General features: G+C 72.4%; 22 protein-coding genes. 9 read left to right on the forward strand and 13 right to left on the reverse strand.

Going from position 1 to position 24492, the window contains the following annotated elements:
* Nucleotides 1-10: 10 nt before the first annotated feature.
* The 3 genes from IE185_RS20850 (at nt 11) to IE185_RS20860 (ending at nt 3929) form a co-directional block, all read left to right on the forward strand.
* Nucleotides 11-2245 (forward strand): acetate--CoA ligase family protein, encoded by a 2235-nt coding sequence (locus IE185_RS20850; protein WP_189715717.1) that lies wholly within the window; start codon nt 11-13, stop codon nt 2243-2245.
* A 151-nt stretch (nt 2246-2396) separates the two neighbouring features.
* Nucleotides 2397-3227, forward strand: a complete 831-nt coding sequence (locus IE185_RS20855) for an enoyl-CoA hydratase/isomerase family protein (protein WP_229843615.1) — start codon at nt 2397-2399, stop codon at nt 3225-3227.
* A gap of 99 nt (nt 3228-3326) precedes the next feature.
* Nucleotides 3327-3929, forward strand: a complete 603-nt coding sequence (locus IE185_RS20860; protein ID WP_138899111.1) for a flavin reductase family protein — start codon at nt 3327-3329, stop codon at nt 3927-3929.
* On the opposite strand, the gene IE185_RS20865 is transcribed toward IE185_RS20860, so the two are convergent.
* Complete coding sequence (locus IE185_RS20865; protein WP_229843616.1) at nt 3919-5232, reverse strand: MFS transporter; 1314 nt, start codon at nt 5230-5232, stop codon at nt 3919-3921. The two genes, IE185_RS20860 and IE185_RS20865, sit on opposite strands and share 11 nt — an antisense overlap.
* 96 nt (nt 5233-5328) lie before the next feature.
* Entirely contained in the window at nt 5329-6555 is a 1227-nt protein-coding gene (locus IE185_RS20870) for an MFS transporter (protein ID WP_229843623.1), read from the reverse strand.
* Nucleotides 6556-6671: 116 nt separating this feature from the next.
* On the opposite strand from IE185_RS20870, the gene IE185_RS20875 reads away from it, so the two are divergent.
* Nucleotides 6672-7652: a GlxA family transcriptional regulator gene (locus tag IE185_RS20875; protein ID WP_138898605.1), complete on the forward strand. Its 981-nt coding sequence runs from the start codon at nt 6672-6674 to the stop codon at nt 7650-7652.
* 8 nt (nt 7653-7660) lie between these two features.
* Here IE185_RS20875 and IE185_RS20880 read toward each other — a convergent pair whose 3' ends face one another.
* The 3 genes from IE185_RS20880 to IE185_RS20890 form a co-directional block, all read right to left on the reverse strand.
* Nucleotides 7661-8716 (reverse strand): Zn-dependent alcohol dehydrogenase, encoded by a 1056-nt coding sequence (locus IE185_RS20880; RefSeq protein ID WP_138898604.1) that lies wholly within the window; start codon nt 8714-8716, stop codon nt 7661-7663.
* Nucleotides 8713-9849, reverse strand: coding sequence for an acyl-CoA dehydrogenase family protein (locus IE185_RS20885; RefSeq protein WP_189715721.1), 1137 nt, complete (start codon nt 9847-9849; stop codon nt 8713-8715). Before IE185_RS20885 ends, IE185_RS20880 begins: the two co-directional genes overlap by 4 nt.
* Nucleotides 9850-10050: 201 nt before the next feature.
* On the reverse strand, nt 10051-10965 hold the full coding sequence (locus tag IE185_RS20890) for an SDR family NAD(P)-dependent oxidoreductase (RefSeq protein WP_138908823.1): 915 nt from the start codon (nt 10963-10965) through the stop codon (nt 10051-10053).
* 84 nt (nt 10966-11049) lie between these two features.
* Here IE185_RS20890 and IE185_RS20895 point away from each other — a divergent pair, with 84 nt between their 5' ends.
* Complete coding sequence (locus IE185_RS20895) at nt 11050-11976, forward strand: cyclase family protein (RefSeq protein WP_138897349.1); 927 nt, start codon at nt 11050-11052, stop codon at nt 11974-11976.
* A gap of 257 nt (nt 11977-12233) precedes the next feature.
* Here the strand turns inward: IE185_RS20895 and IE185_RS20900 are convergent, their stop codons facing one another.
* From IE185_RS20900 to IE185_RS20915, 4 genes are all read right to left on the reverse strand, one after another.
* Nucleotides 12234-12701, reverse strand: coding sequence for an ATP-binding protein (locus tag IE185_RS20900; RefSeq protein ID WP_229843617.1), 468 nt, complete (start codon nt 12699-12701; stop codon nt 12234-12236).
* Nucleotides 12702-13191: 490 nt separating this feature from the next.
* A complete protein-coding gene (locus tag IE185_RS20905) occupies nt 13192-14157 on the reverse strand; it encodes an acyl-CoA dehydrogenase family protein (RefSeq protein ID WP_189715723.1) in 966 nt (321 codons plus the stop codon).
* Nucleotides 14157-15320 (reverse strand): acyl-CoA dehydrogenase family protein, encoded by a 1164-nt coding sequence (locus IE185_RS20910; protein WP_138897569.1) that lies wholly within the window; start codon nt 15318-15320, stop codon nt 14157-14159. The genes IE185_RS20905 and IE185_RS20910 overlap by 1 nt, the downstream gene beginning before the upstream one ends.
* Entirely contained in the window at nt 15320-16558 is a 1239-nt protein-coding gene (locus IE185_RS20915) for an amidohydrolase family protein (RefSeq protein ID WP_138897568.1), read from the reverse strand. The genes IE185_RS20910 and IE185_RS20915 overlap by 1 nt, the downstream gene beginning before the upstream one ends.
* Before the next feature lie 144 nt (nt 16559-16702).
* Between IE185_RS20915 and IE185_RS20920 the strand changes: the two genes are divergently transcribed.
* The gene (locus tag IE185_RS20920; protein WP_138897567.1) at nt 16703-18271 is read left to right on the forward strand and encodes a class I adenylate-forming enzyme family protein; all 1569 of its coding nucleotides are present in this window, start codon (nt 16703-16705) and stop codon (nt 18269-18271) included.
* 18 nt (nt 18272-18289) lie between these two features.
* Here IE185_RS20920 and IE185_RS20925 read toward each other — a convergent pair whose 3' ends face one another.
* Nucleotides 18290-18838: an EF-hand domain-containing protein gene (locus IE185_RS20925; RefSeq protein ID WP_138897566.1), complete on the reverse strand. Its 549-nt coding sequence runs from the start codon at nt 18836-18838 to the stop codon at nt 18290-18292.
* Nucleotides 18839-18949: 111 nt separating this feature from the next.
* A complete protein-coding gene (locus tag IE185_RS20930; protein ID WP_138897565.1) occupies nt 18950-19324 on the reverse strand; it encodes an STAS domain-containing protein in 375 nt (124 codons plus the stop codon).
* A gap of 244 nt (nt 19325-19568) precedes the next feature.
* On the opposite strand from IE185_RS20930, the gene IE185_RS20935 reads away from it, so the two are divergent.
* Together IE185_RS20935 and IE185_RS20940 are read left to right on the forward strand one after the other, a co-directional pair.
* Nucleotides 19569-20162: a sigma-70 family RNA polymerase sigma factor gene (locus IE185_RS20935; protein ID WP_138897564.1), complete on the forward strand. Its 594-nt coding sequence runs from the start codon at nt 19569-19571 to the stop codon at nt 20160-20162.
* Nucleotides 20159-21514 (forward strand): zf-HC2 domain-containing protein, encoded by a 1356-nt coding sequence (locus tag IE185_RS20940; RefSeq protein ID WP_229843618.1) that lies wholly within the window; start codon nt 20159-20161, stop codon nt 21512-21514. The genes IE185_RS20935 and IE185_RS20940 overlap by 4 nt, the downstream gene beginning before the upstream one ends.
* An 81-nt stretch (nt 21515-21595) precedes the next feature.
* Here the strand turns inward: IE185_RS20940 and purU are convergent, their stop codons facing one another.
* Nucleotides 21596-22486 (reverse strand): formyltetrahydrofolate deformylase, encoded by an 891-nt coding sequence (gene purU, locus IE185_RS20945; protein WP_138897429.1) that lies wholly within the window; start codon nt 22484-22486, stop codon nt 21596-21598.
* Between the two features lie 29 nt (nt 22487-22515).
* The gene (locus tag IE185_RS20950) at nt 22516-22962 is read right to left on the reverse strand and encodes an SCO4402 family protein (RefSeq protein ID WP_189715766.1); all 447 of its coding nucleotides are present in this window, start codon (nt 22960-22962) and stop codon (nt 22516-22518) included.
* A gap of 171 nt (nt 22963-23133) precedes the next feature.
* Between IE185_RS20950 and IE185_RS20955 the strand changes: the two genes are divergently transcribed.
* Complete coding sequence (locus tag IE185_RS20955; RefSeq protein WP_138897427.1) at nt 23134-24468, forward strand: ABC transporter substrate-binding protein; 1335 nt, start codon at nt 23134-23136, stop codon at nt 24466-24468.
* Nucleotides 24469-24492 lie beyond the last annotated feature (24 nt).

Here is a 24492-nt window from a genome sequence, read left to right on the forward strand (position 1 = left end):
GGGCTGAGACATGCTTGGATCTACCCACGGCACCCTGACCACCGATCTCCGCGCCCGCGTCGTGGCCTGCGGCGAGGTTCCGCACGCCGCCGTCCACGACACGGCGACTGCCACCGCCACCTCGGCCGGCGACCTCGACGTCAGCGGCCGGCCCCTGTACGCGGACGTCCCCGACCTCGACCGGTTCTTCCGGCCCGAGTCGGTGGCCGTCGTCGGCGCGTCCGACGCGGAGGGCAGGCCCAACACCGGGATCACCCGGCAGCTGATCGCCTGGGCCGAGCGGGTCGGCGCCCGGCTGCACCCCGTCCATCCCACCCGCGCGTCCGTCTTCGGGCTGCCCTGCGTGCCCTCCGTCCGCGACCTGGCCGAACAGGTCGACCTGGCCGTGCTGCTGGTCGCCGATCCCGTCCCGGTGATCGCGGAGCTGGGTGAGGCCAAGGTCAGGTTCGCCGTCGCCTTCGCCTCCGGCTTCGCCGAGACGGGCGAGGCGGGCGCCGTCGCCCAGACGCGGCTGGCCGCCGCGGTCGAGCGGTCCGGCGTACGGCTGCTCGGGCCGAACACCAACCTCAACGCCTTCGAGCGGTTCCGCGACGACCTCGACGGGCCCGCCATCGCCCTGATCACCCAGTCCGGCCACCAGGGCCGCCCCGTCCACGCCCTCCAGGACCTCGGCATCCGCCTCTCCCACTGGGCGCCCACCGGCAACGAGGCCGACCTGGAGACCGCCGACTTCATCTCGTACTTCGCCCAGCGGCCCGAGGTCGGCGCGATCGCCTGTTACGTCGAGGGACTCAAGGACGGCCGCTCCTTCCTGCTCGCCGCCGACCGGGCCGCACGGGCGGGCGTGCCGGTCGTCGCGGTCAAGGTGGGCCGCACCGAACGGGGCGCCCGTACCGCCGCCTCGCACACCGGCAAGCTGACCGGCGCGGACGAGGTGGTGGACGCGGCGATGCGGCAGTTCGGCGTGATCCGGGTGGACGGCCTCGACGAACTCCAGGACACGGCGGCCCTGCTGGCGAGGGCGCGCAAGCCGGTGTCCGACGGCGTCGTCGTCTATTCGATCTCGGGCGGTACGGGCGCCCACTTCGCGGACCTGGCGACGGCGGCGGGGCTCCGGCTGCCGGAGCTCTCGGCGGCCCGGCAGGCCGAGCTGCACACCTGGATACCGGAGTACCTGAGCGTCGCCAACCCCGTCGACAACGGCGGCCATCCGGTCGGCGACTGGCGCGGCCGCAAGATCATCGACGCGATCCTGGCCGACCCGGCGGTGGGCGTCCTCGTCTGCCCGATCACCGGCCCCTTCCCCCCGATGAGCGACAGGCTCGCGCAGGACCTGGCCGACGCGGCCGAGGCGACGGACAAGCTGGTGTGCGTGGTGTGGGGCTCACCGGTGGGCACGGAGGCGGCGTACCGCGAGACCCTGCTCGGCTCGTCGCACGTCGCCACCTTCCGCACGTTCGGCAACTGCATCTCCGCCGTACGCGCCTACCTGGCCCACCACCGCTTCACCTCCTCCTACCGCTCCCCCTTCGACGAGGCGCCCCGCACCCCGTCCCCCTCCTTCCGCAAGGCACAGGCGCTGATGCGTCCCGGCGAGCAGCTGAGCGAGCACGCGGCGAAGCAACTGCTGCGGGCGTACGGCATCCGCGTACCGCGCGAACAACTGGTGACCAGCGCGGCGGCGGCCGTCCGGGCGGCGGGCCTCGTCGGCTACCCGGTGGTGATGAAGGCGTCCGGGCCCCGCCTCGCGCACAAGAGCGAGCTGGGCCTGGTCAAGGTCGGCCTGACCTCCGCCAGTCAGATCCGCGACGCGTACCGCGAACTGACGGACATCGCGCGGTACGAGGGGATCGAGCTGGACGGCGTCCTGGTGTGCCAGATGGTGGAGCGGGGTGTCGAGATGATGGTCGGCGTCACGCAGGACGCGCTGTTCGGTCCGACGGTGACGGTCGGGCTCGGCGGCGTCCTGGTGGAGGTGCTCCGCGACGCGACGGTACGGGTGCCCCCGTTCGGCGAGGACCAGGCCCGGACCATGCTCACCGAACTGCGCGGCCACGCCCTGCTGGAGGGCGTACGGGGGGCGCCACCGGCCGACGTGGACGCACTGGTGGAAGTGGTCCTGCGGGTCCAGCGCATGGCCCTGGAACTGGGCGACACCCTCTCGGAGCTGGACATCAACCCCCTGATGATCCTCCCGCGCGGCCAGGGGGCGGTGGCACTGGACGCGCTGGCGGTGTGCCGGTGAACCGCTCCCCGTAGCGGAGCCGCACCGACCGGGCCTCCGCGCCCGGCCGCCCCACCGGACTCCCGACCGGCCTCCGCACCCCGCCACCCCACCGTCCCCCATGCCCCGCCACCCCACCGGACTTCCCCGACCATCCCCAGGAGCGAGCCACGTGACGACCGACTCCCCCCTCGACGCGGCCGACGAGCCCGTCGAGTCCTCAGTGCTGCACGCCTACGACAACGGCGTCGCCTACCTCACCCTCAACCGCCCCGCCGCCCTGAACGCCCTCACCTGGCCCCAGCGGGAGCGCGTCGTCGCGCTGCTCAACGCCGCCTCCGCCGACCCCGCCACCCGCGCCGTGGTCGTCACCGCCACCGGCAAGGGCTTCTGCGCGGGCGCGGACCTGCGCGGGGCGCCGGCGAGCGCCGGCGACCGGGTCGCGGGGGACGTCGCCCGTACGATCCGGCTCGGCGCGCAGCGGCTCATCAGCGCCGTACTGGACTGCGAGAAGCCGGTGATCGCCGCCGTCAACGGCACCGCCGCCGGCATCGGCGCCCACCTCGCGTTCGCCTGCGACCTGGTGCTGGCCGCCGAATCCGCGCAGTTCATCGAGGTCTTCGTACGGCGCGGCCTGGTCCCGGACGGCGGCGGCGCGTACCTGCTGCCCCGCCTGGTCGGCCCGCAGCGCGCGAAGGAGCTGATGTTCTTCGGCGACACCGTACCGGCCGCCGAGGCGGAGCGACTGGGCCTGGTCAACCGTGTCGTGCCGGACGCGGAACTGGCCGGGACCGCGCGGGCCTGGGCCGAGCGCCTGGCGGCCGGTCCGACCCGCTCGATCGTCCTCGCCAAGCAGCTGGTCAACGCCTCCCTCGACGTCGACCGGGCGACCGCGTTCGCCGCCGAGGCGACCGCACAGGAGATCAACATGACGACGGCGGACGCGAACGAGGGCGTGGCGAGCTTCGTGGAGCGGCGCACGCCCAAGTACCGGGGCCTGTAGGACCGGCGGCAGACGTCGTCCGGGCCCGGCGGGGCCGGTCGGAGGCTTCCCATCTGACGGCCCGTCAGTTTCAATGGGGGTGTGATGGGACACGCAGGGATGGCGGCCACCGTCGTCCGATACCTCAGGTCGGTCGGCGCCCCCACGGCCGCCGAACCCTACGACCCGCTCCCGCGCCCCGACCTGCGGGCCGTCGGCGCGGACGAGCGGCTGCCGGTCGACCCGGCCGAGTTCCGCGCCGTACTCGGCCACTTCGCGACGGGCGTCACGGTCGTCACGGCGCCACCGAGTTCCGATACCCCCGCCGGCCCCGCCGGCTTCGCCTGCCAGTCCTTCGCCTCGCTCTCCCTCGACCCGCCCCTGGTCACCTTCATGGTCGCCCGCACGTCCACGACCTGGCCCCGCATCGCCCGCGCCGGCGTCTTCTGCGTCAACGTCCTCGGCGCGGACCAGGGCGACCTGTGCCGCGGCTTCGCGCTGAGCGGGGCGGACAAGTTCGCGGGCGTCGGGTACGCGCCGGCGCCCGTCACCGGGTCGCCGCTGCTCGACTCCGTACCGGCCTGGATCGACTGCCGCGTCCAGGCCGTCCACACCGGCGGCGACCACCTGATCGTGGTCGGCCGGGTCGAGGCGCTGGGCGGGTCCGACGACGGGGAGCCGCTGCTGTTCCACCGGGGCAGGTTCGGCCGCTTCAGCGCGTGAGACCCGCGAGGGGCACCGGCTTCCTGCGGATGACCAGGGACATCAGCGCGGCGGCCGCGCACAGCGCCCCCGCCGCGTACCAGACGACGTCGTACGAGCCGAACACGTCACGCGCCACACCGCCCGCGAAGGCGACCACCGCCGCGCCCACCTGGTGCGAGGCGAGCACCCACCCGAAGACGATCGCGGAGTCCTCGCCGTACTGCTCACGGCACAGGGCGAGGGTCGGCGGTACGGTCGCCACCCAGTCGAGGCCGTAGAAGACGATGAAGAAGATCATCGGCGGGTGGACGTCCGGGGCCATCAGCATCGGCAGGAAGAGCAGCGAGACACCGCGCAGGGCGTAGTACACGGCGAGCAGGCGGCGGGCCTCGAAGCGGTCGGTGAGCCAGCCGGAGGCGATCGTGCCGATGACGTCGAAGACCCCGATGACGGCGAGCAGCGAGGCGGCGGCGGTGATCGGCATGCCGTGGTCGTGGGCGGAGGGGACGAAGTACGTCCGCATGAGTCCGTTCGTCGACGCGCCGCAGATCGCGAAGGTGCCCGCGAGCAGCCAGAAGGGCCCCGTCTTCACCGCCGCGAGAAGCACGGTCACCGTCCGCTTCGCCGCGCCCCTCCGGGGCGCCGGCTTCGGCACGAACTCCCCTCCGTACGGGGCGAGTCCCACGTCGGCCGGATGGTCGCGCAGCAGCAGCCAGACGAACGGGACCACGACCAGCGCGGCCAGGGCGACCGTGACGGAGGCGGGCCGCCAGCCGTGGTTGTCCACGATCCAGGCGCACAGCGGCAGGAAGATCAGCTGGCCGGACGCCCCGGCGGCGGTCAGTACGCCGGTGACCAGGCCCCGGCGCTCGACGAACCAGCGGTTGGTGACCGTCGCGGCGAAGGCCATCGCCATCGATCCGGTTCCGAGGCCGACGAGCAGGCCCCAGTAGAGCATCAGCTGCCAGCTCGCGGTCATCCAGACGCTGAGCAGGGCGCCGGCGGCGACCATGCTCAGCGCCGCGACCACCACCTTGCGCATGCCGAAGCGGTCCATGAGCGCGGCGGCGAACGGCGCGGTCAGACCGTACAGCGCCATGTCGATGGAGACGGCGAAGCCGATCTCGCCACGCGACCAGCCGAATCGGTCGTGCAGCGGGTCGATCAGCAGGCCGGGGAGGGAGTTGAAGGCGGCGCCGCCGGTGATCGTCACGAAGGCCACGGCGGCCACGAACCACGCGCGGTGGGGCATCCGGCGGGTGCGGCGCGGGCCGGTGGCCCGGGGGTTCGTCTGCGGTGCGGCGTCGGTTGTCTGGGTCACGTCACTCAGCTTCGGGCCCGTCGAGGCGTCGGACGAGTGGCCGGACAGCCACGGTTCGCAAGGATCGGGACACGTGCTTCGAGCGCCCCGATGCCCTCACCCCACCCGCCGCAGCTCGCGAATCGGCCGCACCCCCAGCATCACTCCGACCACCCCCAGCATCACGACCACCCCCGCCAGCAGGACCCGTCCCGCGCCCACCGCCTCCGCCACCGGGCCCGCCAGCGCGCGGCCCGCCGCCATCATCAGCAGCGACCCGGACACGTCGTACGCGTGCAGCCGGTTCAGCGCGTCGGGCGGCACGTGCGTCTGGACCGTCGTCGACCACATCACCAGCCAGAACGCGAAGGCCGCGCCGCCGGCGAACTGGCCCGCCCCCAGGGCCGGTACGGACAGGTCCAGACCCAGCACCAGCAGGTTGACCACGACCCCGAGCAGCGCCACGGCGCCCGCCGCCAGCGGACGCGTCGGCCGCAGCCGCATCGCCAGCAGCCCGCCCGCCGCGCTGCCCGCGCCGTTGACCGCCATGAGCACGCCGTACGTGCCCGAGCCGTGCGTCTCGGTCACCAGGACGGCGGTGAGCGGCAGCATCGGGCCGGCCACGGTCAGCCCGTACACCGTCCAGATCGCGATGACGCCCCACAGCCAGCTGCGCGAGGTGAACTCGCGCCAGCCGTCGACCAGTTCCGCCAGCAGCGAGCCGCGCTCCACCGGCTCCCCGGCCGGCGGCAGCCGCAGCAGGAACAGGCAGATCCCGCTGACCGCGAACGTCGCGGCGTTGGCGGCGAAGACCGCGCCGGCGCCGCCCGAGAGCCCCACCACGAGCCCCGCGAACGCCGGGCCCGCCATGGTCATGAGCGCCTCGCAGACGCGCAGGACCGCGTTCGCCCGCTGTACGTCGTGCGCGATGCGCGGGACGGTCGAAGCGACCCCGGGCTGGAACAACGCCGCACCGACACCGCTGACCGCGCTCAGCCCGTACACCACCCACACCGACGGATCGCCGGCCGCGAAGGACACGGCGAGCACCGAGGCGCCGACCAGGCGCAGACCGTCCGCGAGGATCATCATCCGGCGGGGCGTGAAGCGGTCCGCGAGTACGCCGCCGAAGAGGACCAGCACCGCGAAGGGGCCGATCCACGCGGCCAGGGCGTAACCGACCGAGGAGCCGGGGCGGCCCGCGCCGAGCAGACCGGCCGCCAGGGCCACGGGGACCATGCCGTCGCCGAAGACGGCGACCGTACGGGCCACGAAGAAGAGCCGGAAGTTACGGTTCCATCGGCCCGCGGAGGGTTCACGCGACGCTCCGGCCGTCTCGGGAATGTCCTGGGCTGCTGCGCGCTTCTCCGTCACAGCGCAGACATGTACCAGCTTGAGGTCTATACCAGCCAGTGAATAAGACGACGGGGAGCCGACCCGTGCCGAAGGAGTGTCCCGCCATGCCCCACCGCGTCGCCGTCCTCGCGCTCGACGGACTGCTCCCCTTCGAACTGGGCATCCCGCACCGCATCTTCGGCCTCGCGAAGGACGCAGCCGGCCGCCCGCTCTACGAGACCGTGACGTGCTCCGTGCGCCCGCCGGGCCCGGTCCGTACGGACGCCGACTTCGCCATCGCCGTCGAGCACGGACCCGAGGCGCTGGCCACCGCCGACACGGTCGTGATCCCCGCGTCGTACGAGCTCGGCCCCGTCCACGAACAGGGCGTACTGACCGAGGAACTGCGGGCCGCCTTCGCCCTCGTCCGCCCCGGCACCCGCATGGTCTCCATCTGCACCGGCGGCTACGTCCTGGCCGCGGCGGGATACCTCGACGACCGGCCCGCGACCACGCACTGGGCTTCCGCCGAGCACTTCCAGCGGCTGTTCCCGTCGGTCAGGGTCGACCCGGACGTGCTGTTCATCGACGACGGCGACGTCCTGACCTCGGCCGGGGTCGCGGCCGGCCTCGACCTGTGCCTGCACATCGTGCGGCGCGACCACGGCAGCGGTGTGGCCAACGCGGTGGCCCGGGGCACCGTCGTACCGCCGCACCGGGAGGGCGGCCAGTCCCAGTACGTCCACCGCCCCGTTCCGGAGCCCCAGCTGGCTACCACGACCGCGGCTCGCGCGTGGGCACTGGGCCGCCTCCACGAGCCGATCCAGTTGCGGGACATGGCCGAGCAGGAGTCGATGTCGGTACGGACGTTCACGCGCCGGTTCCGCGAGGAGGCCGGGATCAGCCCCGGCCAGTGGCTGACCCAGCAACGCGTCGAACGGGCCCGCCACCTGCTCGAATCGACCGATCTCTCCATCGACCAGGTGGCCCGCGACGCCGGCTTCGGCACCGCGACCTCCCTGCGCCAGCACCTCCAGGCGGCGCTCGGCGTGCCCCCGAGCGTCTACCGCCGCACGTTCCGCGCGACGACCGCCCCGAGCGGGTGACGGCCGGCTCAGAACGTCAGCACGCCCCTGGCCACCCGCCCGTGGTGCGCGTCGTCCACCGCCTTGGCGAAGTCCTCCACGGGGTACGTCTCGGTCACCAGCTCGTCCAGCAGCAGCCGGCCCTGCGCGTACAGCCGGGCGTACAGGGCGATGTCCTGCTGCGGGCGTGAGGAGCCGTACCGGCAGCCGAGGATCGACTTGTCCAGGTACATCGAGGAGACGAGGAACGACGCCTCCGCCGTGGCGGCCGGCACACCGAGCAGCACCGCCTGCCCGTGCCGGTCGAGCAGGTCGATCGCCTGGCGGATCAGCGCCGTGCTGCCGACGCACTCGAACGCGTGGTCCGCGCCGGACGGCAGGATCTCCCGTACGGCGTCCCCCTCGGCCGAGCCGAGGAAGTGCGTCGCGCCGAACAGCCGCGCGGCCGCCTCCTTGGCCGGATTGGAATCGACGGCGACGACGACCGAGGCGCCGGCGATCCGGGCGCCCTGGATGACGTTGAGCCCGATCCCGCCCGTCCCGATGACGACGACGGTGTCCCCGAGGGCCACCTTCGCCCGGTTGAGCACGGCTCCGACACCGGTGAGGACCCCGCAGCCGATGAGCGCGGCGGACGTCAGCGGGATGTCCCGGGGGATCTTCACCGCCTGGACGGCCTTGACCAGGGTCCGTTCCGCGAAGGCCGAGTTGGAGGCGAACTGGTGGAGCGGCCGCCCGCCGCGCGCGAAGGGCCGCCCCGGCATCCCGATCGCCTTGCGGCACATCGTCGGCCGCCCCCGGCCGCAGTCGGGGCACGCCCCGCAACTGGCGAGGGTGGACAGCGAGACGTGGTCGCCGGGCGCGACGTGGCCGACGCCCGCGCCGACCGCCTCCACGACCCCGGCACCCTCGTGCCCGAGCACCACGGGCACGGGGAAGGGGATCGTCCCGTCGATCACCGACAGGTCGCTGTGGCAGAGCCCGGCCGCGGCGATCGCGACCAGCACCTCGCCGGGCCCCGGGTCACGTATCTCCAGGTCGTCGACGACCTGCGCCTGTGTGCCGTCGAACACCACACCTTTCATCGGGGCTCCCTCGGTAGGCCGAGCACGCGCTCGGCGATGATGTTCCGCTGGATCTCGTCGGAGCCGCCGTAGATGGTGTCGGCCCGGCTGGACAAGAACAGCCGCTGCAGGGGGTCGAGTGCGTACGGCCGCTCCTCGTCCCAGTCGTACGGCCCGACCGTGGCGGCCGCGCCCCGCACCTGCACGGCCAGTTCACCGAGGCGCCGGTGCCAGCCGCCCCACAGCAGCTTGGCGACGCTGGGCCCCCCGGGGTCGGCACCGGAAGTCCCCAGTGTCCGCAGCGCGTTCGCCCGCATCACGTGCAGCTCGGCCCACAGCCGCACCAGACGACCGCGTACGACGGGGTCCCCTGCGCCCCCTTCCGCGAGAGCGACGCGCACGACCTCCTTCAACTCCCGCGCGAAGCCGATCTGCTGCACGAGCGTGGACACCCCGCGCTCCAGCGCGAGCAGCCCCACGGCGACGCGCCAGCCGTTGCCCTCGCCCCCGACGACGTCCCGGGCGACGGCCCCGTCGAAGAACACCTCGTTGAACTCGCTGGTCCCGGTCATCTGCCGGATCGGCCGTACGTCGACACGCCCCGGCTGGTCCATCGGCACCAGCAGGAACGAAAGGCCGTGGTGGCGCACGGTGCCCGCGCCGGACCTGGCCAGGACGAAGCACCAGTCGGCGTCCTGCGCGAGGGAGGTCCAGATCTTCTGCCCGGTGACGCGGTACGTGCGCCCGTCCCGTACGGCGGCGGTACGCACCGAGGCCAGATCGGACCCGGCGCCGGGCTCGCTGTACCCCTGGCACCAGAGCTCCTCCCCACGGGCGACGGCGGGCAGATACCGCTGCTTCTGCTCCTCGCTCCCGTGGGCGACGAGCGTCGGCGCCAGCAGGTTCTCCCCGATGTGGCCGGCTCTGCCGGGTGCGCGGGCCCGGGCGTACTCCTCGGCCCAGACGACCTGCCGGGTCAGCGAGGCCCGCCGCCCGCCGTACGCCCCACCGTCCCGCCAGCCGAGCCCGATCCACCCCCCACCCCCGAGCTCCCGCTCCCACGCCCGCCCCCCGTCCCCCCCGTCCCGCGCCCCGAGCCAGGCCCGCGCCTCACCCCTGAACACGTCGTCACCAGCCCCGAATCCGAAATCCACGACGCCCCTTCCCTCACGCAGACAGCCCGACCCCGGAAGTGGGAGGGCGCACACCGAAGACGACCGACCAGCGACAAACGCAACGAGCCAGCACAACCGCAGCCCGACCCGAACGTTCGACACCCGAGGAGACGCCCCGGCGCGGCACCGACCCCAACGCCCCCGGCAACAAGGGCGCCCAGCAGCGACCGAACGCCCCCGTCACGCATTCGGCCGTGCCCCCCGCGCAGCCGCCTCCGCCATCGCCTCCAGCCGCGCCAGCATCGGCATCGGATCGGTGCCGACCGTCCCCGGCAGGCACTGCGCGATCCGTTCCGGCGTCCACGCCCCGCCCTGCGCGTACGCCGCCCGAAGTTCCCTCGGCTGCGCCCACACCGCGATCTTCGGACCGGCCACCGTGTAGACCTGCCCCGTGATCCCCTCGTCCCGGGCCCGCTCGGACAGCAGGTAGACGACCAGCGCCGCCACATCCTCCGGCTCGCCGATCTCCGCCAGTTCCATCGGTACGTTCGCGGACATCCGCGTACGCGCCACCGGAGCCACCGCGTTGGCCGTCACCCCGTACTTGTGCAGCCCGAGCGCCGCGCTGCGCACCAGCGAGATGATCCCGCCCTTGGCGGCGCTGTAGTTGGCCTGGGCGACGCTCCCCTGATGGTTGCCGCTCGTGAATCCGATCAGCGTCCCGCCCCCCTGCTTCCGCATCACCGCCGACGCCGCCCGGAACACGGTGAACGTCCCCTTCAGGTGCGTCGCGACGACCGGATCCCACTCCTCCTCGGCCATGTTGAAGAGCATCCGTTCGCGCAGGATCCCGGCGACGCACACGACCCCGTCGACCCGCCCGTACCGCGCCAAGGCCACGTCGACGATCCGCTGGCCGCCCGCCATGGTCGAGATGTCGTCGGCCACGGCGACCGCCTCACCGCCCGCTGCCGCGATCTCCTTCACCACCGCCTCGGCGACCTCGCTCGTCGGCGCGGAGCCCTCCATCGAGACCCCGTAGTCGTTGACGACGACCCGCGCTCCTTCCGCCGCGCAGGCCAGGGCCACGGCCCGGCCGATGCCGCGCCCCGCTCCCGTCACGGCGACGACCTTGCCTGCCAAGAAGTTCCCCACGCCCGGCCCCTTCCCGCGGTTTCTGACGGACCGTTAGATATTACGCGCACCCAGTCGCCCGGACACAAGCCCAAGGAGGCCCCCATGTCACTGCCGGCCGAGTTCCACGACATCGCCAAGCGCGTGAACAACTGGGGCCGCTGGGGCGCCGAGGACGAGATCGGCACGCTGAACCTGATCACCGATGACGTCGTGCGCGCCGCGGCCGCAACCGTCCGCACCGGCCGCCGCGTGCCCCTGGCGCTCCCCCTCCAGGAGGACGGCGTACAGACAGGGCTGATCCCCGGCCGGGTCAACCCGCTCCACACGATGGTCCAGATCAACCAGGAGCTCTTCGGCCCCGGCACGGTCGCCACCAGCGACGACGCAGTGACCATGGGCCTCCAGGCGGCCACGCACTGGGACGCCCTCACCCACGTCTCGCACTCGGGCAGGATCTACAACGGCCGCCCGGCCGACAGCATCACGCCCCACACCCGCGCCCGTTACAGCGGCATCGACAAGGCGCGGCACGTCGTCTCGCGCGGGGTGCTGCTGGACGTGGCCCGTGCGCGCGGGGTGGACCGGCTGGCCGCGGACCACGCGGTGACGCCCGAGGACCTCGAAGCCGCCGAGGAGCTGGCGCGTACGACGGTCCGGGCCGGCGACATCGTTCTCGTACGGACCGGGCAGATCCAGACCTGCCTGGCGGGCGACAAGCACGCCTACGGCTATCCGTCACCCGGCCTGTCGATCCGCACGCCCGAGTGGTTCCACGCGCGCGACGTCGCGGCGGTCGCGAACGACACGCTCACCTTCGAGATCTTCCCGCCGGAGATCGAGAACCTGTGGCTGCCCGTGCACGCGCTCGATCTGGTCGAGATGGGCATGCTCCAGGGCCAGAACTGGAATCTGGAGGAGCTGTCCACGGCCTGTGCGCAGGAGGAGCGGTACGCCTTCCTGCTCTCCGCGATGCCGGAGCCGTTCGTCGGGGGAACGGGCACCCCGGTCGCTCCGGTGGCAGTTCTCTGAAGGCAGGGACGAGCCGGGTGGCGACGCACTCCCGCACGCCCCGAGCGCGGCACAAGGGCCACCACCCGGCTCCGGCGTACAGGCCCTGCCCCTCTCGCTTCCCCCGGAGGAGCCGACGCCGAACCACGACCCGCGTTCGCCGAGGCGGGGCCGCCTCGGCGCGGCTCGGTTCCTCGGCGTCCCCTCGCAGCGAATCGCCTCAGCCCAGGGTCATCAGGCCTTCACCAACCGTCAACACCTGATCGGCTATTTACCCTTTACGCGCTATTTCTGACAGCGCACGACGGCTCATACACCGTCGCCTCGTACGCCCCTGATGCCACCACGGGCGCCCCCCGGTCCACCTCGCACCAGATGCGCTTGCCCGCGCCCTCGGACTGCCAGCCCCAGCGGTCGGCCAGCCCGTCGACCAGCTCCAGGCCACGCCCGTTGGTGTCGTCACCCTCGGCGTGCCGGGGCTTGGGGGGCCGGGCGCTGGTGTCGGCGACCTCGACCCGGACCGTGCCGTCGTCGGCGGTGCCGAAGAGCATGCGCAGTACGGCCGGACAGCCCGTATGCACCACCGCGTTGGTGACCAGCTCCGAGATGAGCAGGATCAGGGTCTCGGCCAGCGGCTCGTCGACCCTTATCCCCGAGCCGGCGAGCCGCGAGCGGGCCCACCGCCGGGCACGCCCCACCTCGGCGGGGTCGGCCCCTACCTCCAACTGCACCTGAAGCACCTGCACCGCTCACACCATCCGAACCGGCGGACACATCGCCTCGCGTCTCCACAGGGTCACGGAACGTGATTCCCTTGTGGGACAGCATGGTTGACGTACAGTCACCGCAACAAGCGCTTCGGGCATATTCCAACGCGAAGGAGTACGCGTGGTGCATACTGTGCGACGCGCGCTGCGGGGAGTCGAACAGGGGCGCGTACGGCGCCTCCGCACTGCGCGAGCGGCGCACATCTCGCGGCCCGGAGTCACCACCGAGGCAACGCCGGGACAGCTGCGCATCACAACCACTCGCATCCCACGGAGCGTACCGGAGCACACCCCCGACTCCGGCCCGTGACGAGTCACGCGTAGGACACAACCCGATATCGACGGACCGTAATCGTTCACCAGTCGCAGGCTGGAGTGACCGGCGGATCACCAAGGGCCACGGAACGCACGGAACGTGGCCTTTACCGTCACACTCGGTCACGGCATCGCGCGCCGTACAAGCGCTCACTCACCGCAACGCCGCCGCCAGCAGCTCGGCCGCCTCCCTCTCCGCGGGCCACCGCTCGGCCCGTGTCCAGGCGCGCTTCAGGTGCAGGTGTACGTCGGCCTCCCAGGTGAAGCCCATGCCTCCGTGCACCTGCAGGCAGTCGCGCGCGTTGCGGACCGCCGCGTCGTCGGCGAGCAGCTTGGCCCCGGCGATCTCCACCGCGTCCCCGGTCACCGCCGCCCCGTACACGGCGGCGCGAGCCGTCTCGGTGCGGACCAGCATTTGCGCGCACAGGTGCTTGACCGCCTGGAAGGAGCCGATGGGCCGGCCGAACTGTTCGCGTTCACGCGCGTACCGGACGGCCGCCTCGGTCGTCCGCCCGGCGCTGCCGAGCTGTTCGGCGGCGGTCAGCAGGGCCGCGAGAACGGCGTCGGCCGCCCCGAACCCACCAGCCGCCCCAGAACCGGACTCCGCCCCCGAGCCGGTCACCACGCCGGAACCGGTCACCGCCCCGCGCTCGCCCGCCGCCCCGGGAACGCGGTGCAGCGGCGTCAACGGGTCCACGGAACGCACGGGCACGGCGCCGGCGGCGTTCCCGAGCACGTGGTCGGCCGCGTCCAGCCACTCCACCAGTTCGCCGTCCACCCGCGCCACCACGGTCTTGCCGGTGGCCGCTCCCGGGACCGTGCCGGCGGCGAGGTGCGTGGCCACCAGGGGGCCCGGCAGCAGCGCGCGGCCGGCCTCCTCGAAGGCGAGGACGGCCTCGGGCAGGCCCAGGCCCACTCCTCCGTCCCGCTCGGGCAGCCGCAGCCCGAAGAACCCGGCGTCGCCCAGCTCCCGCCACAGCGCGCGGTCCAGGGACGGGACCGGTTCCGCGCCGGGCCCGTCGACGGCGGCCCGCAGCCGCTCCCGTCCGAAGCGGCCTTCGAGGAGCTTGCGCACGCCCTCCTGGAGCGCGCGCTGGTCGTCGGTGAGCCGGAAGTCCATCAGCGCCCCTTGGGAAGGCCGAGGACGCGATCGGCGACGATGTTCCGCTGGATCTGCGACGTACCGGCGGCGATCGTGTACGACAGCGACGACAACCGGTCCGTGGTCCAGTCGTGTGCCAGGTCCAGGCAGCCGGGGCCGAGCACCCGCGCGGCGGTGTCGTACAGCTCCTGACGGGCGTGCGAGTAGCGCAGCTTGAAGACCGAACCGCCGTTCCCGGGAACGCCCCCCGCGCGCTGCGCCTCGCTGACGTTCCACTGGGTGAGCCGCCACAGAGCGGTGAACTCGGCGTTGAGGCGTCCCAGGGCGCGGCGCACTTCCTGGTCGTCCCAGCGGCCGTTCCCGCGAGCGGCCTCGGCGAGCGCGCGCAGGGTGCGGCGGCAGGCGACGACCTCGCCGACGAAGGCGGTGCCGCGCTCGAAGGACAGGGTGACCATGGTGACGCGCCAGCCGTCGTTCTCTTCCCCCACGCGATGGGCGGCCGGCACGCGCACCTCGTCGAGGAACATCTCCGCGAATTCGGTCGTTCCCGCGAGCGTGCGCAGCGGCCGCACGGTCACCCCGGGAGCGTTCATCGGCAGGGCGAGCCAGGTGATGCCCCGGTGCCCGGGAACGTCCGCGCTCACGGGCCGCGTGCGGACGAGCAGCTCGCACCAGTCCGCGACCTCCGCGTGCGAGGTCCAGATCTTCGACCCGGTGACGACGTACGCGTCCCCGTCCCGCACCGCCCTGGTGCGCAGCGAGGCGAGGTCCGAGCCGGCGTCCGGTTCGCTGAAGCCCTGGCACCAGATCTCGTCGCCGCGCAGGATCGGCGGCAGCCAGCGGGAGCGCTGCGCCAAGGTCCCCTCGGCGGCGATCGTCGGTCCCGCGTGCAGCAGGCCCACGAAGTTCGCGCCGACGTAGGGCGCCCCGGCCAGCTCGGTCTCCTCCAGGAAGATCAGGTGCTGGGTGGGTGTGGCGCCGTGCCCGCCCGCGTCGGCGGGCCAGTGCAGCCCCGCGTACCCGGCGTCGTACAGCCGGCGCTGCCACGCCGTGTCGTACGCGCGCCTGCCGGGCCAGTCCCGCGGGTCGGGACGGGGCGGCAGACCGGGCAGGGTGGCGGCCAGCCACGCGCGCAGGCGCGCCCTGAACTCCTCTTCCTCCTCGGTGCACGTGAGGTCCATCAGCGGGCGCGGTCGGCGGCGGCGACGGGTCCTGCGGCCGGGACGCGGTCGCGGTCCAGGTCGAGGCCGAGCATGCGGATGGCGTTGCCGCGCATCAGTTTGTAGACGGTCTCGTCGTCGAGGCCCTTCACGTGGTCGAGGGCGACTTCCTTCGTGTGCGGGAACGTCGAGTCGACGTGCGGGTAGTCGGTCTCGAAGGTGGCGTTGTCGCGCCCGACGACGTCCAGGGAAGCGACGCCGTGCTTGTCGCGGAAGAAGCAGCAGAAGATCTGCCGGTAGTAGTACGTCGAAGGGGGCTCCGGGATCAGGTCCCTTACGCCGCCCCACGCGCGGTGCTCCTCCCACACGTCGTCGGCGCGCTCCAGGGCGTACGGGATCCACCCCATCTGGCCTTCGCTGTAGGCCAGCTTGAGGCGGGGGAACTTCACCAGGACGCCGCTGAAGAGGAAGTCCATCATCGAGGCCATGGCGTTGTTGAAGCTGAGGGCGGCCTGCACGGCGGGCGGGGCGTCCGGGGAGGCTGCGGGCATCTGGGAGCTGGACCCGATGTGCATGTTGACGACCGTGCCGGTCTCCTGGCAGACGGCGAAGAAGGGGTCCCAGTACCCGGAGTGGATCGACGGCAGTCCGAGATGGGTCGGGATCTCCGAGAAGGTGACCGCCCGTACGCCGCGTGCCGCGTTCCGCCTGATCTCGGCGACGGCCAGGCCGATGTCCCACAGCGGGATGATGCACAGCGGGATCAGCCGGCCGCCGCTGTCGCCGCACCACTCCTCGACCATCCAGTCGTTGTACGCGCGCACGCACGCGAGGGCCACTTCCTTGTCGTGCGCCTCCGCGAAGGTCTGGCCGCAGAAGCGCGGGAAGGTCGGGAAGCACAGGGACGCCTCGACGTGGTTGAGGTCCATGTCCGCGAGCCTGGCCACGGGGTCCCAGCAGCCGCGCCGCATCTCCGCGCGGGTGATGCCCTCCAGGGTCATGTCGTCGCGGTCGAAGCCGACGGCGGCGATGTTGCGCTTGTACGGGAACCTGAGGTCCTCGTAGATCCACCAGTCCGTGGGCGGGCCGTCGGGGTCCATCGTGATCTGGTACTTGCCCGCCACGTAGGCGAGCTCACCGATTCCGGCGGTCAGCGGCCTGGGGCCGCGGTCGCGGTACTTCGCCGGAAGCCAGGTCTCGAAGAGGTGCGCCGGTTCGATCACATGGTCGTCGACGCTGACGATCCGAGGCAGTTCCATGGGTGTGTCCTCCGGCGTTCACGATCCCGACTTTCTGATGACCCGTCAGATATCAGGCTAGCCCCGCACCCCTGGACCGACAAGGCGCAGCGCCCTACGCTCTCCCAACGATCTGACTGTCCGTCAGCTGTGAGGGGAACCGCCGTGACCGACACCGCGACCGACACCGCTTGTGCGCTGGGCGCCTCCCGGACCCTCTGGGAGCTCGTCGACCGCCGCGCCGCGCTCACCCCCCGGCAGCCCGTACTGCTCCAGGACCAGGACGGCGGCGCCGCCCGCGTGCTCACCTTCGGCGGGCTCAGGGACCGCGCCGAGCGTGTCGCGGCCGGTCTGTACGGACAGGGGGTGCGCCCCGGGAGCGTCGTCGCGTGGCAGCTGCCGACCAGGATCGAGACGGTGCTCCTGTCGGTGGCGCTGGCCCGGCTCGGCGCCGTACAGACGCCGGTCATCCCCTTCTACCGGGAGCGGGAGGTCGGTTTCGCGCTGCGGGAGTCGAAGGCGGACTTCTTCGCCGTACCGGGGCGGTGGCGCGACTTCGACCACACGGCGATGGCGCACCGGCTCGGCGCGCACGGCGTTTTCGAGGCGTACGGGAACGTTCCGGAAGGCGACCCGGGAACGCTCCCCCCACCCCCTTCCGACGGCACCGCGGTGCGCTGGATCTACTGGACCTCGGGTACGACGTCCGACCCCAAGGGCGTCCTGCACACCGACCGTTCGCTGATCGCGGGCGGCTCCTGTCTGGCGCACGCCCTGCGGCTGTCCCCGGACGACGTCGGCTCGATCGCGTTCCCGTACGCGCACATCGGCGGCCCCGACTACCTGGTGATGCTGCTCCTGTACGGCTTTCCCGCCGTCCTCTTCGAGCACTTCGCGATGCCGGCCGCCCTGGACGGCTACCGCCGGCACGGTGTGACGGTCGCGGGCGGGTCCACCGCCTTCTACTCGATGTTCCTCGCCGAACAGCGCAAGGACCCCGCCCGCAAGGTCGTTCCCAGCCTGCGGCTGCTCGCGGGCGGCGGGGCGCCCAAGCCTCCGGAGATCTACCACGCCGTCGTACGGGAGATGGGCTGCGGGCTGACCCACGGCTACGGCATGACCGAGGTGCCGATGATCACCATGGGCTCACCGGACGACACGGCCGAGAACCTGGCGACGACGGAGGGACGGCCGCCCGAGGGCATGGAGATACGCGTGACCGCCGAGGACGGCACGCCCCTGCCCACGGGTGTCGACGGGGAAGTGCGGCTGCGCGGCGAGGCCGTGTGCCGGGGCTACCTGGACCCGTCGCAGAACGCGGCGGCGTTCGACCGGGACGGCTTCCTGATCACCGGAGACGTCGGGCACCTCACCGCGAGCGGCCATCTCGTGCTCACCGGGCGGCTGAAGGACATCATCATCCGCAAGGGCGAGAACATCTCGGCCAAGGAGATCGAGGACCTCCTGCACCGGCACCCGGGCGTGGGCGACGCGGCCGTGGTGGGCCTGCCGGACCCGGCGCGCGGCGAGCGGGTGTGCGCCGTCGTCGAACAGCCCCCCGGGGCCGCGCCGCTGACCCTGGAGGAGGTCACGGCGTATCTGCGGGCGCAGGGGCTGTCCGTGCACAAACTGCCCGAGCAGCTCGAACTCGTGGACGCGCTGCCGCGCAACGAGACGTTGCACAAGGTCCTCAAGTACAAGCTGCGCGAGCGCTTCACGGCGGACCGGGCCTAGGCCGCCCGGTCCGACGGCTCAGGCGTCCGGGCTGTCGGGGGTGTCGGGGGTGTCGGGGCCGGGCGTCGTGTAGTACGCGGCGAAGGCGGTCAGGATCTCTTCCTCGCTGATCAGGCCGTCACCGTCCGCGTCGAGCGCGGCCGCTGCCTCCTGCGCCCTGTCCTCGGCCACGCCCAGCACCCGCAGGACACGCCCCGCGGCCTCCCGGGTGACTCCCGTGCCGTCGTCCTCGGCCGCGACGGCGAACGCCGCGTGCAGGAACGGGCGGGCGATCTCGGCGAACCGCCGCGGATTGTCCCGCAGCCGCTTCACCGCGCCCGTGACGAACTCCTCGCGGCTGACCCGCTGGTCTCCGTCCACGTCGGCGATGCCCGCCATGCCCTGCCAGAAGGCCTCGGCCCCCATGTAGAGCGCCTGCCCCTTGTCGCAACGAGCCGTCGTGTCGAACTCGGCCAGCAGGGCGGCCGCCGCGGCACTGAAGTCCTCGCGGTCGATGTAGCCGTTGCCGTCCTGGTCGAAGCTCGCGAACCGGGCCGCTGTCTTGCGCTCGTACTCTGCGCTGTCCATAGGGGGGAGGGTACGACGTGGGCGGCCGGACCGGGGAATTCTCCGGTTTTCTCAGGGGCCTTCTCGCCGACCTTCCCGGGAACCTTCCCGGGAACCTTCCCGCGAAGGGCCTCAGGCGGAGAGGGCCTGCGCCTCGTCGTCGGCGGCCGTGGCGACGTCGGGGAAGACCTCGAAGAGGCGGCGTACGCCGAGGGCGGCGAGCACCTTGTTCACGTGCGAACCGTCGACGGCGCCGCGCGCGGGCAGGATCAGCCGGAGGTCACCGCCGCAGGAATGCATCAGACGGCGGGCGGCGATCATGACGCCGACCCCGCTGGAGTCGCAGAAGAGCACTTCGGACAGGTCGAGCACCACGCGGTGGCGGCCGTGCGCGACGGCGTCGTGGACGTGCTGGCGGACCGCGGGGGAAGTCACCAGGTCCAGCTCCCCGGAGACGTGCAGTACGGCCCAGGCGTTGTGCTCTGCCTCGATCACCTTCAGCGTCACGCGTCTGGACCTTTCGTTCTGCTGATGCGGAAGTTGCCCTTCCACGTCGCGGCTGCCCCACCGCACCCCCGTCAAACGCGACGCAACGAAAGACACCGCCCCCGAGGGACCGGATCATTATCATCCCGGTCCGGAACCCAGACGCACTTACCGTAAAGGGGCATGCGTTGTCAGCGGCTCGCACTACATTCGAAGGAAGTGACGAGGGGCACACGGTGGGCAGGCGCACAGGGTTGGGGGCCGCATGGCGAAGGACGCACCACCTCGCTGGGACCGCAGGATGCAGCAGCGGCTGGCGCGCGGCGAGGCGGCGGCGCTCGGAGAGCTGTACGACCGGTTCGCGTCGCTCGTGTACAGCCTGGCCCACCGGGTGCTCGACGACGACGCGGCGGCCGACCAGATCACGCGCGAGGTGTTCGGCCAGGTCTGGGAGGATCCGCACGCGTACGACCCGAAGCAGGGATCTTTGAGGTCCTGGGTGGCCGGACTCACGCACCGACAGGCCGTGCACCGGCTGCGGCAGAGCGGTTCGGCGGAGCTGACGGACGGCGGCGACGGCGGCCGCGCCTCGGAGGAGCTGGAGCAGAAGGTCCGCAGGGCCTCGGCCGCCGCCCGCGCGGACTACATCGTGACGTCGATGCCGGCGCCGCTGCGGGCCGCTCTGGAGCTCGCGTACTTCCAGCGCAGGGACTACCGGCAGACGGTGGCCGACCTGGGGGTCACGGAGGACGAGGCGCGCCGCCGGCTGCGGCTCGGGCTTCAGCTGCTGTCCACGGCGAACCCGCCCCACCAGGACGGCCTGTCGTCCCCGCCCGGCTTCGGGGAGCGTCGCCGATGAACGCGGAACACGGCGCGAACGGGCCCCACGGACCTCACGGGCCCCATGGGCCTCAGGGACCCCACGGCCCGCGCGGCCCGGAAGGCGGTGGTCCGGGCGGAAGCGGCGGGCGGGACCGGCCGGAGGGCAGGGCTCCGCGCATACCGGCCCCCAGAGCGGCAGCGGACAACCGCGAGGTCCTGGAGCCGGCGCCGCCGCCCCTGCCACCGCCGCCACCCCCTCCTCCGCCGCCGCCCCCGCGGCAGCCCTCGCCGGCCCTGTCCCACGGCGTGCTCAAGTCGTTGCTCGGCGCCTGGGCCCTGTCGGCGTGCTCCGCCGCCGAGACGGAGGCCGTCGAGGACCACCTCACGGCGTGCGCCCCCTGCGCGGAAGAGGCCCTGCGGCTGCGGGACGCCGTCGGCCTCCTGCACGCCGAGCGCAGCCTGGACCTCGACCCGCTGCTGCGCAACCGCGTGCTCGACGGCTGCCTGGGCCGCAGGCCGGCGCGCATCCCCGTCCCGGGCTGGGCCACTCCGTACGACGCGGAGACGGCGCGCCTGGACGCCCTGCTGCGGGACATCGGCGACTCGGAGTGGCACGCGCCGGTGCGCCTGAAGTGGTTCGCGGGCCGGGAGGCGACCACCCGCAAGACGACGGTGGCCGGTGTCATCGGTCACCTCATGACCGTCGACGGCCTGGTCGCGAAGGCGCTCGGCCTCGACGATCCGCTGGGCGCCGCAGGGCCCGTGTCGCCGTCGGACCGCACCGAGTCGTACTGGCGCGGGTCCCGCTTCCCGCCCACCCGCACGGTCCGCGGACCCTGGCGCGAGCAGAGCCACGCCCTGATCCGCACGGCGTCGTTCGCGGGCCGCGGCGCGGCCGAGCTGTCCGTCTCGTACGGCGACTTCGCGCTGCCCCTGCGCGACGCGCTGCTGGACCGGGCGTTCGAGTGCTGGGTGCACGCGGGCGACATCGCGGACGCGGTGGACTATCCGTACGAACCGCCTGCCGCGGCGCACCTCAACAGCATGATCGACCTGGCCGCGCGGCTGATCCCGGCGACCCTCGCGGCCCGTCGCAGGGCCGGGCTCGCGGCCCCGTCCAAGAGCCTGGTCGCCGCCGGTTCGCCCGGCCGCTCGCTGCACCTGGAGATCGAGGGCGCGGGCGGCGGCGACTGGTACATCGCGCTGGACTCCCCGGCGGCGGTCGGCTCCCCCGACCACCAGGTGGCGCACGTGGCGCTGGACGGGGTCGAGTTCTGCCAGCTCGCCTCCGGCCATGTGCCGCCGGAGGAAGCGGCGGCCGGCCAGACCGGCGACCGCGAGGCCATCCGCGACGTACTCTTCGCGGCGGCGTCCCTGAGCCGCCTGTAGCGCTGCCGCACCGGTGAGCCGCCCATAGCGCCGCCGCCCGCCGTACTGCCGCCCCGGAAGCCGCCCTCCGGTACCGCCGTCCTACGCGAAGACCACCGTGCGGCGGCCGTTGAGCAGGACGCGGTGCTCGCTGTGCCACTTCACGGCCCGGGCCAGCGCCTGGCATTCCACGTCGCGCCCGATCGCCACCAGCTGTTCCGGCGTCACGTCGTGGCCCACCCGCTCGACCTCCTGCTCGATGATCGGCCCCTCGTCGAGGTCGGCCGTCACGTAGTGCGCCGTCGCCCCGATGAGCTTCACTCCGCGCGCGTGCGCCTGGTGGTACGGCTTGGCGCCCTTGAAGCTCGGCAGGAAGGAGTGGTGGATGTTGATGATGCGGCCGCTCAGCTGCTTGCACAGATCGTCCGAGAGGACCTGCATGTACCGGGCGAGGACGACCAGCTCGACGTTCTCGGAGCGTACGAGCTCAAGAAGCTGAGCCTCGGCCTCCGGCTTGTTGTCCCGCGTCACCGGAATGTGGTGGAAGGGGATGTCGTACGAGCCGACCAGCTCGGCGAAGTCCGTGTGGTTCGAGACGACCGCCGCGATCTCCACCGGCAGGGCGCCGATCCGCGACCGGAAGAGCAGGTCGTTCAGGCAGTGGCCGAACCTGCTCACCATGAGGACGATCCGCATCCGCTCCTCGGGACGGTGGATCTGCCAGTCCATCCGGAACGAGTCGCCGATGGCGGCGAAGCTGGCCCGCAGCTTCTCCACGGTCACCGGAGCGTCCGCCGAGAAGTGGACCCGCATGAAGAACAGGCCCGTGTCGTGGTCGCCGAACTGCTGACTGTCCTCGATGTTGCAACCGGTCATGAACAGGTAGCTCGACACGGCGTGCACGATGCCCTTTTTGTCAGGGCACGAGAGAGTGAGGACGTACTGGTCCGGGACGGGCCGGTCTGCCGAAGGGGCGGGCTGCGGGGCGCTCATGCCCCCGAGGATTCCACATCCCGCACGCGTCAGGCGGACCTGGTCAGGATCCGGATGACCTCAAGGGTGCGCGGCGCGCTGTCCGGGTCCTCCCCGTCGTTCACCGCGAGCCGTACGTGCGCCTCCCGCGCCGCCCGCACCGCCTCCGGCCAGGCGTGGTGCTCCAGGTACGCCGATACCGGCGCGTCGGCGCCCACCTGATGCATGATCTTGAGGACGCGCAGCACGGCGACGTCCACGAGCGACGCCTCCTGGGCGTCCCGGAATATCGTGCCGACGTACTTCTCGGCCGACCAGTTGTCCAGCCAGGTGTCCTCCACCAGCCGGTACACGGCGTCTGTCACGTCTCCGTAGCCCTCGAGGCCCGCCAGCCAGCACTCCTGCTGGAAGACGGGGTCGGAGAGCATGTGCAGCGCCGATCGCACGTTCGTGCGCCAGCGCCACCACGGCATGTCATTGAGCGGCATGCCGCCCATGGTGGGGGAGCGACGGCCGCGACGGGAAGAGTTCACCGAACCTTGCACGGTTGCAGATCGTACGTTCCCTGACAGCACGGGCGTACGGCCCCCCGTAATTCACCTCGATGTCACCGTGTGTTGAGACATGCTCACTCGCCCGTTACCCATGGGGCGGAATCGTGCATGCACATGACCGGACGGCGAAGCCTCTTCACCACCCGCCCCTTCCTTTCGAAGATCGCGACCTCGGTCGCATGCGCGACGGCAACGGCGGTGGGGGCGTCGTCGCTCGTCGGGTGCGGAGTGCTCCCTGGTGCCACGGGGGGCTCCAGGGAGCCCGTGACCGTCATGACGTGGGCGCCGGAGGGCACCTCGGCCACGAACATGCCCGGTATGCCCGCGATGGCACAGGCCTACGCCCGGTGGGCCAACGCGAACGGCGGACTCGCCGGTCACGAACTCAGGATCATCACCTGCAACGAGCACAACAGCACCGTCGGCGCCTCCAAGTGCGCCAAGCAGGCCGTAAGGGAGGGCGCGATCGCGGTCGTCGGCTCGTACAGCCAGCACGGCCGCGCCTTCATGGCGCCGCTGGAGGTCGCCGGCATCCCGTTCATCGGCGGTTACGGCGCCTCCGACGACGAGTTCGCCAGCCCGCTCTCGTACCCCGTGAACGGCGGCCAGGCGGCCCTCCTCGCGGGCAACGGCAAGCAGCTCGCCCGCGACTGCGACTGGGTCTCCCTGGTGCGTCCCGACACCGTCGCCGGTGACGCGCTGCCGATGCTCCTCGGCGCCGGTCTGGCGGAGGGCGAGCGCAAGGCGCCCACCGACATCCGGGCGGCGGAGGACGCGAGCGACTACACCGCGCGGGCCCGGGACGCGCTCACCGGCGCGGGCGCCTTCGACGCGTACGGGACCGGGAAGGGCTGCGTCACGGCCGTGCTGGGCGACCGTACGGAGACCTTCTTCGACTCGTTCCGCAGGCTGGAGGAGGAGGCCGAGCGGAAGGTCGGGGTCGCGTCGGTCCTGGGAAGCGTCGGCCAGCCGCTCGTCGACCGGACGGGCGGCAAGAGCGGACCGTTCGAGGGTGCGTACGTCACGGGCTGGTACCCGGTGGCGAGCGACACACGCTGGAACCCGATGCGCGAGGTGATCCGCGAGCACGCCTTCGCGGACAACCGCATCGATCCGGCCGATCCCGGCGTGCAGACGACGTGGATCGCGTACACGGTCCTCAAGGCGACGCTGGAGTCGCTCGCCCAGGGCGGCGGGGACGGCGACAAGGACAGCGTCTCCGCGGCCGACGTGATCGGGGAACTCAACCGTCTGGAGGGAGTGGAGACGGGGGGCCTCACCCCGTCGCTCAGCTGGCGCCTTGAACACATGCTGGCGACGCGCGACCTGCCGCGCATCGTCAACAGGGACGTGACGTTCCAAGTGGTGCGGCAGGGACAGCTGGTGTCCGCGAAGGAGGGCTTCGTGGACGTGGGCGACACGCTGGTACGGGCGCCTTCAGGTGTCTGACCGCTTGGAGTGCACGGGACTTAC

Origin of the sequence: Streptomyces chryseus (genome assembly GCF_014650755.1) — a bacterium.
Classification (GTDB): Bacteria; Actinomycetota; Actinomycetes; order Streptomycetales; family Streptomycetaceae; genus Streptomyces; species Streptomyces chryseus.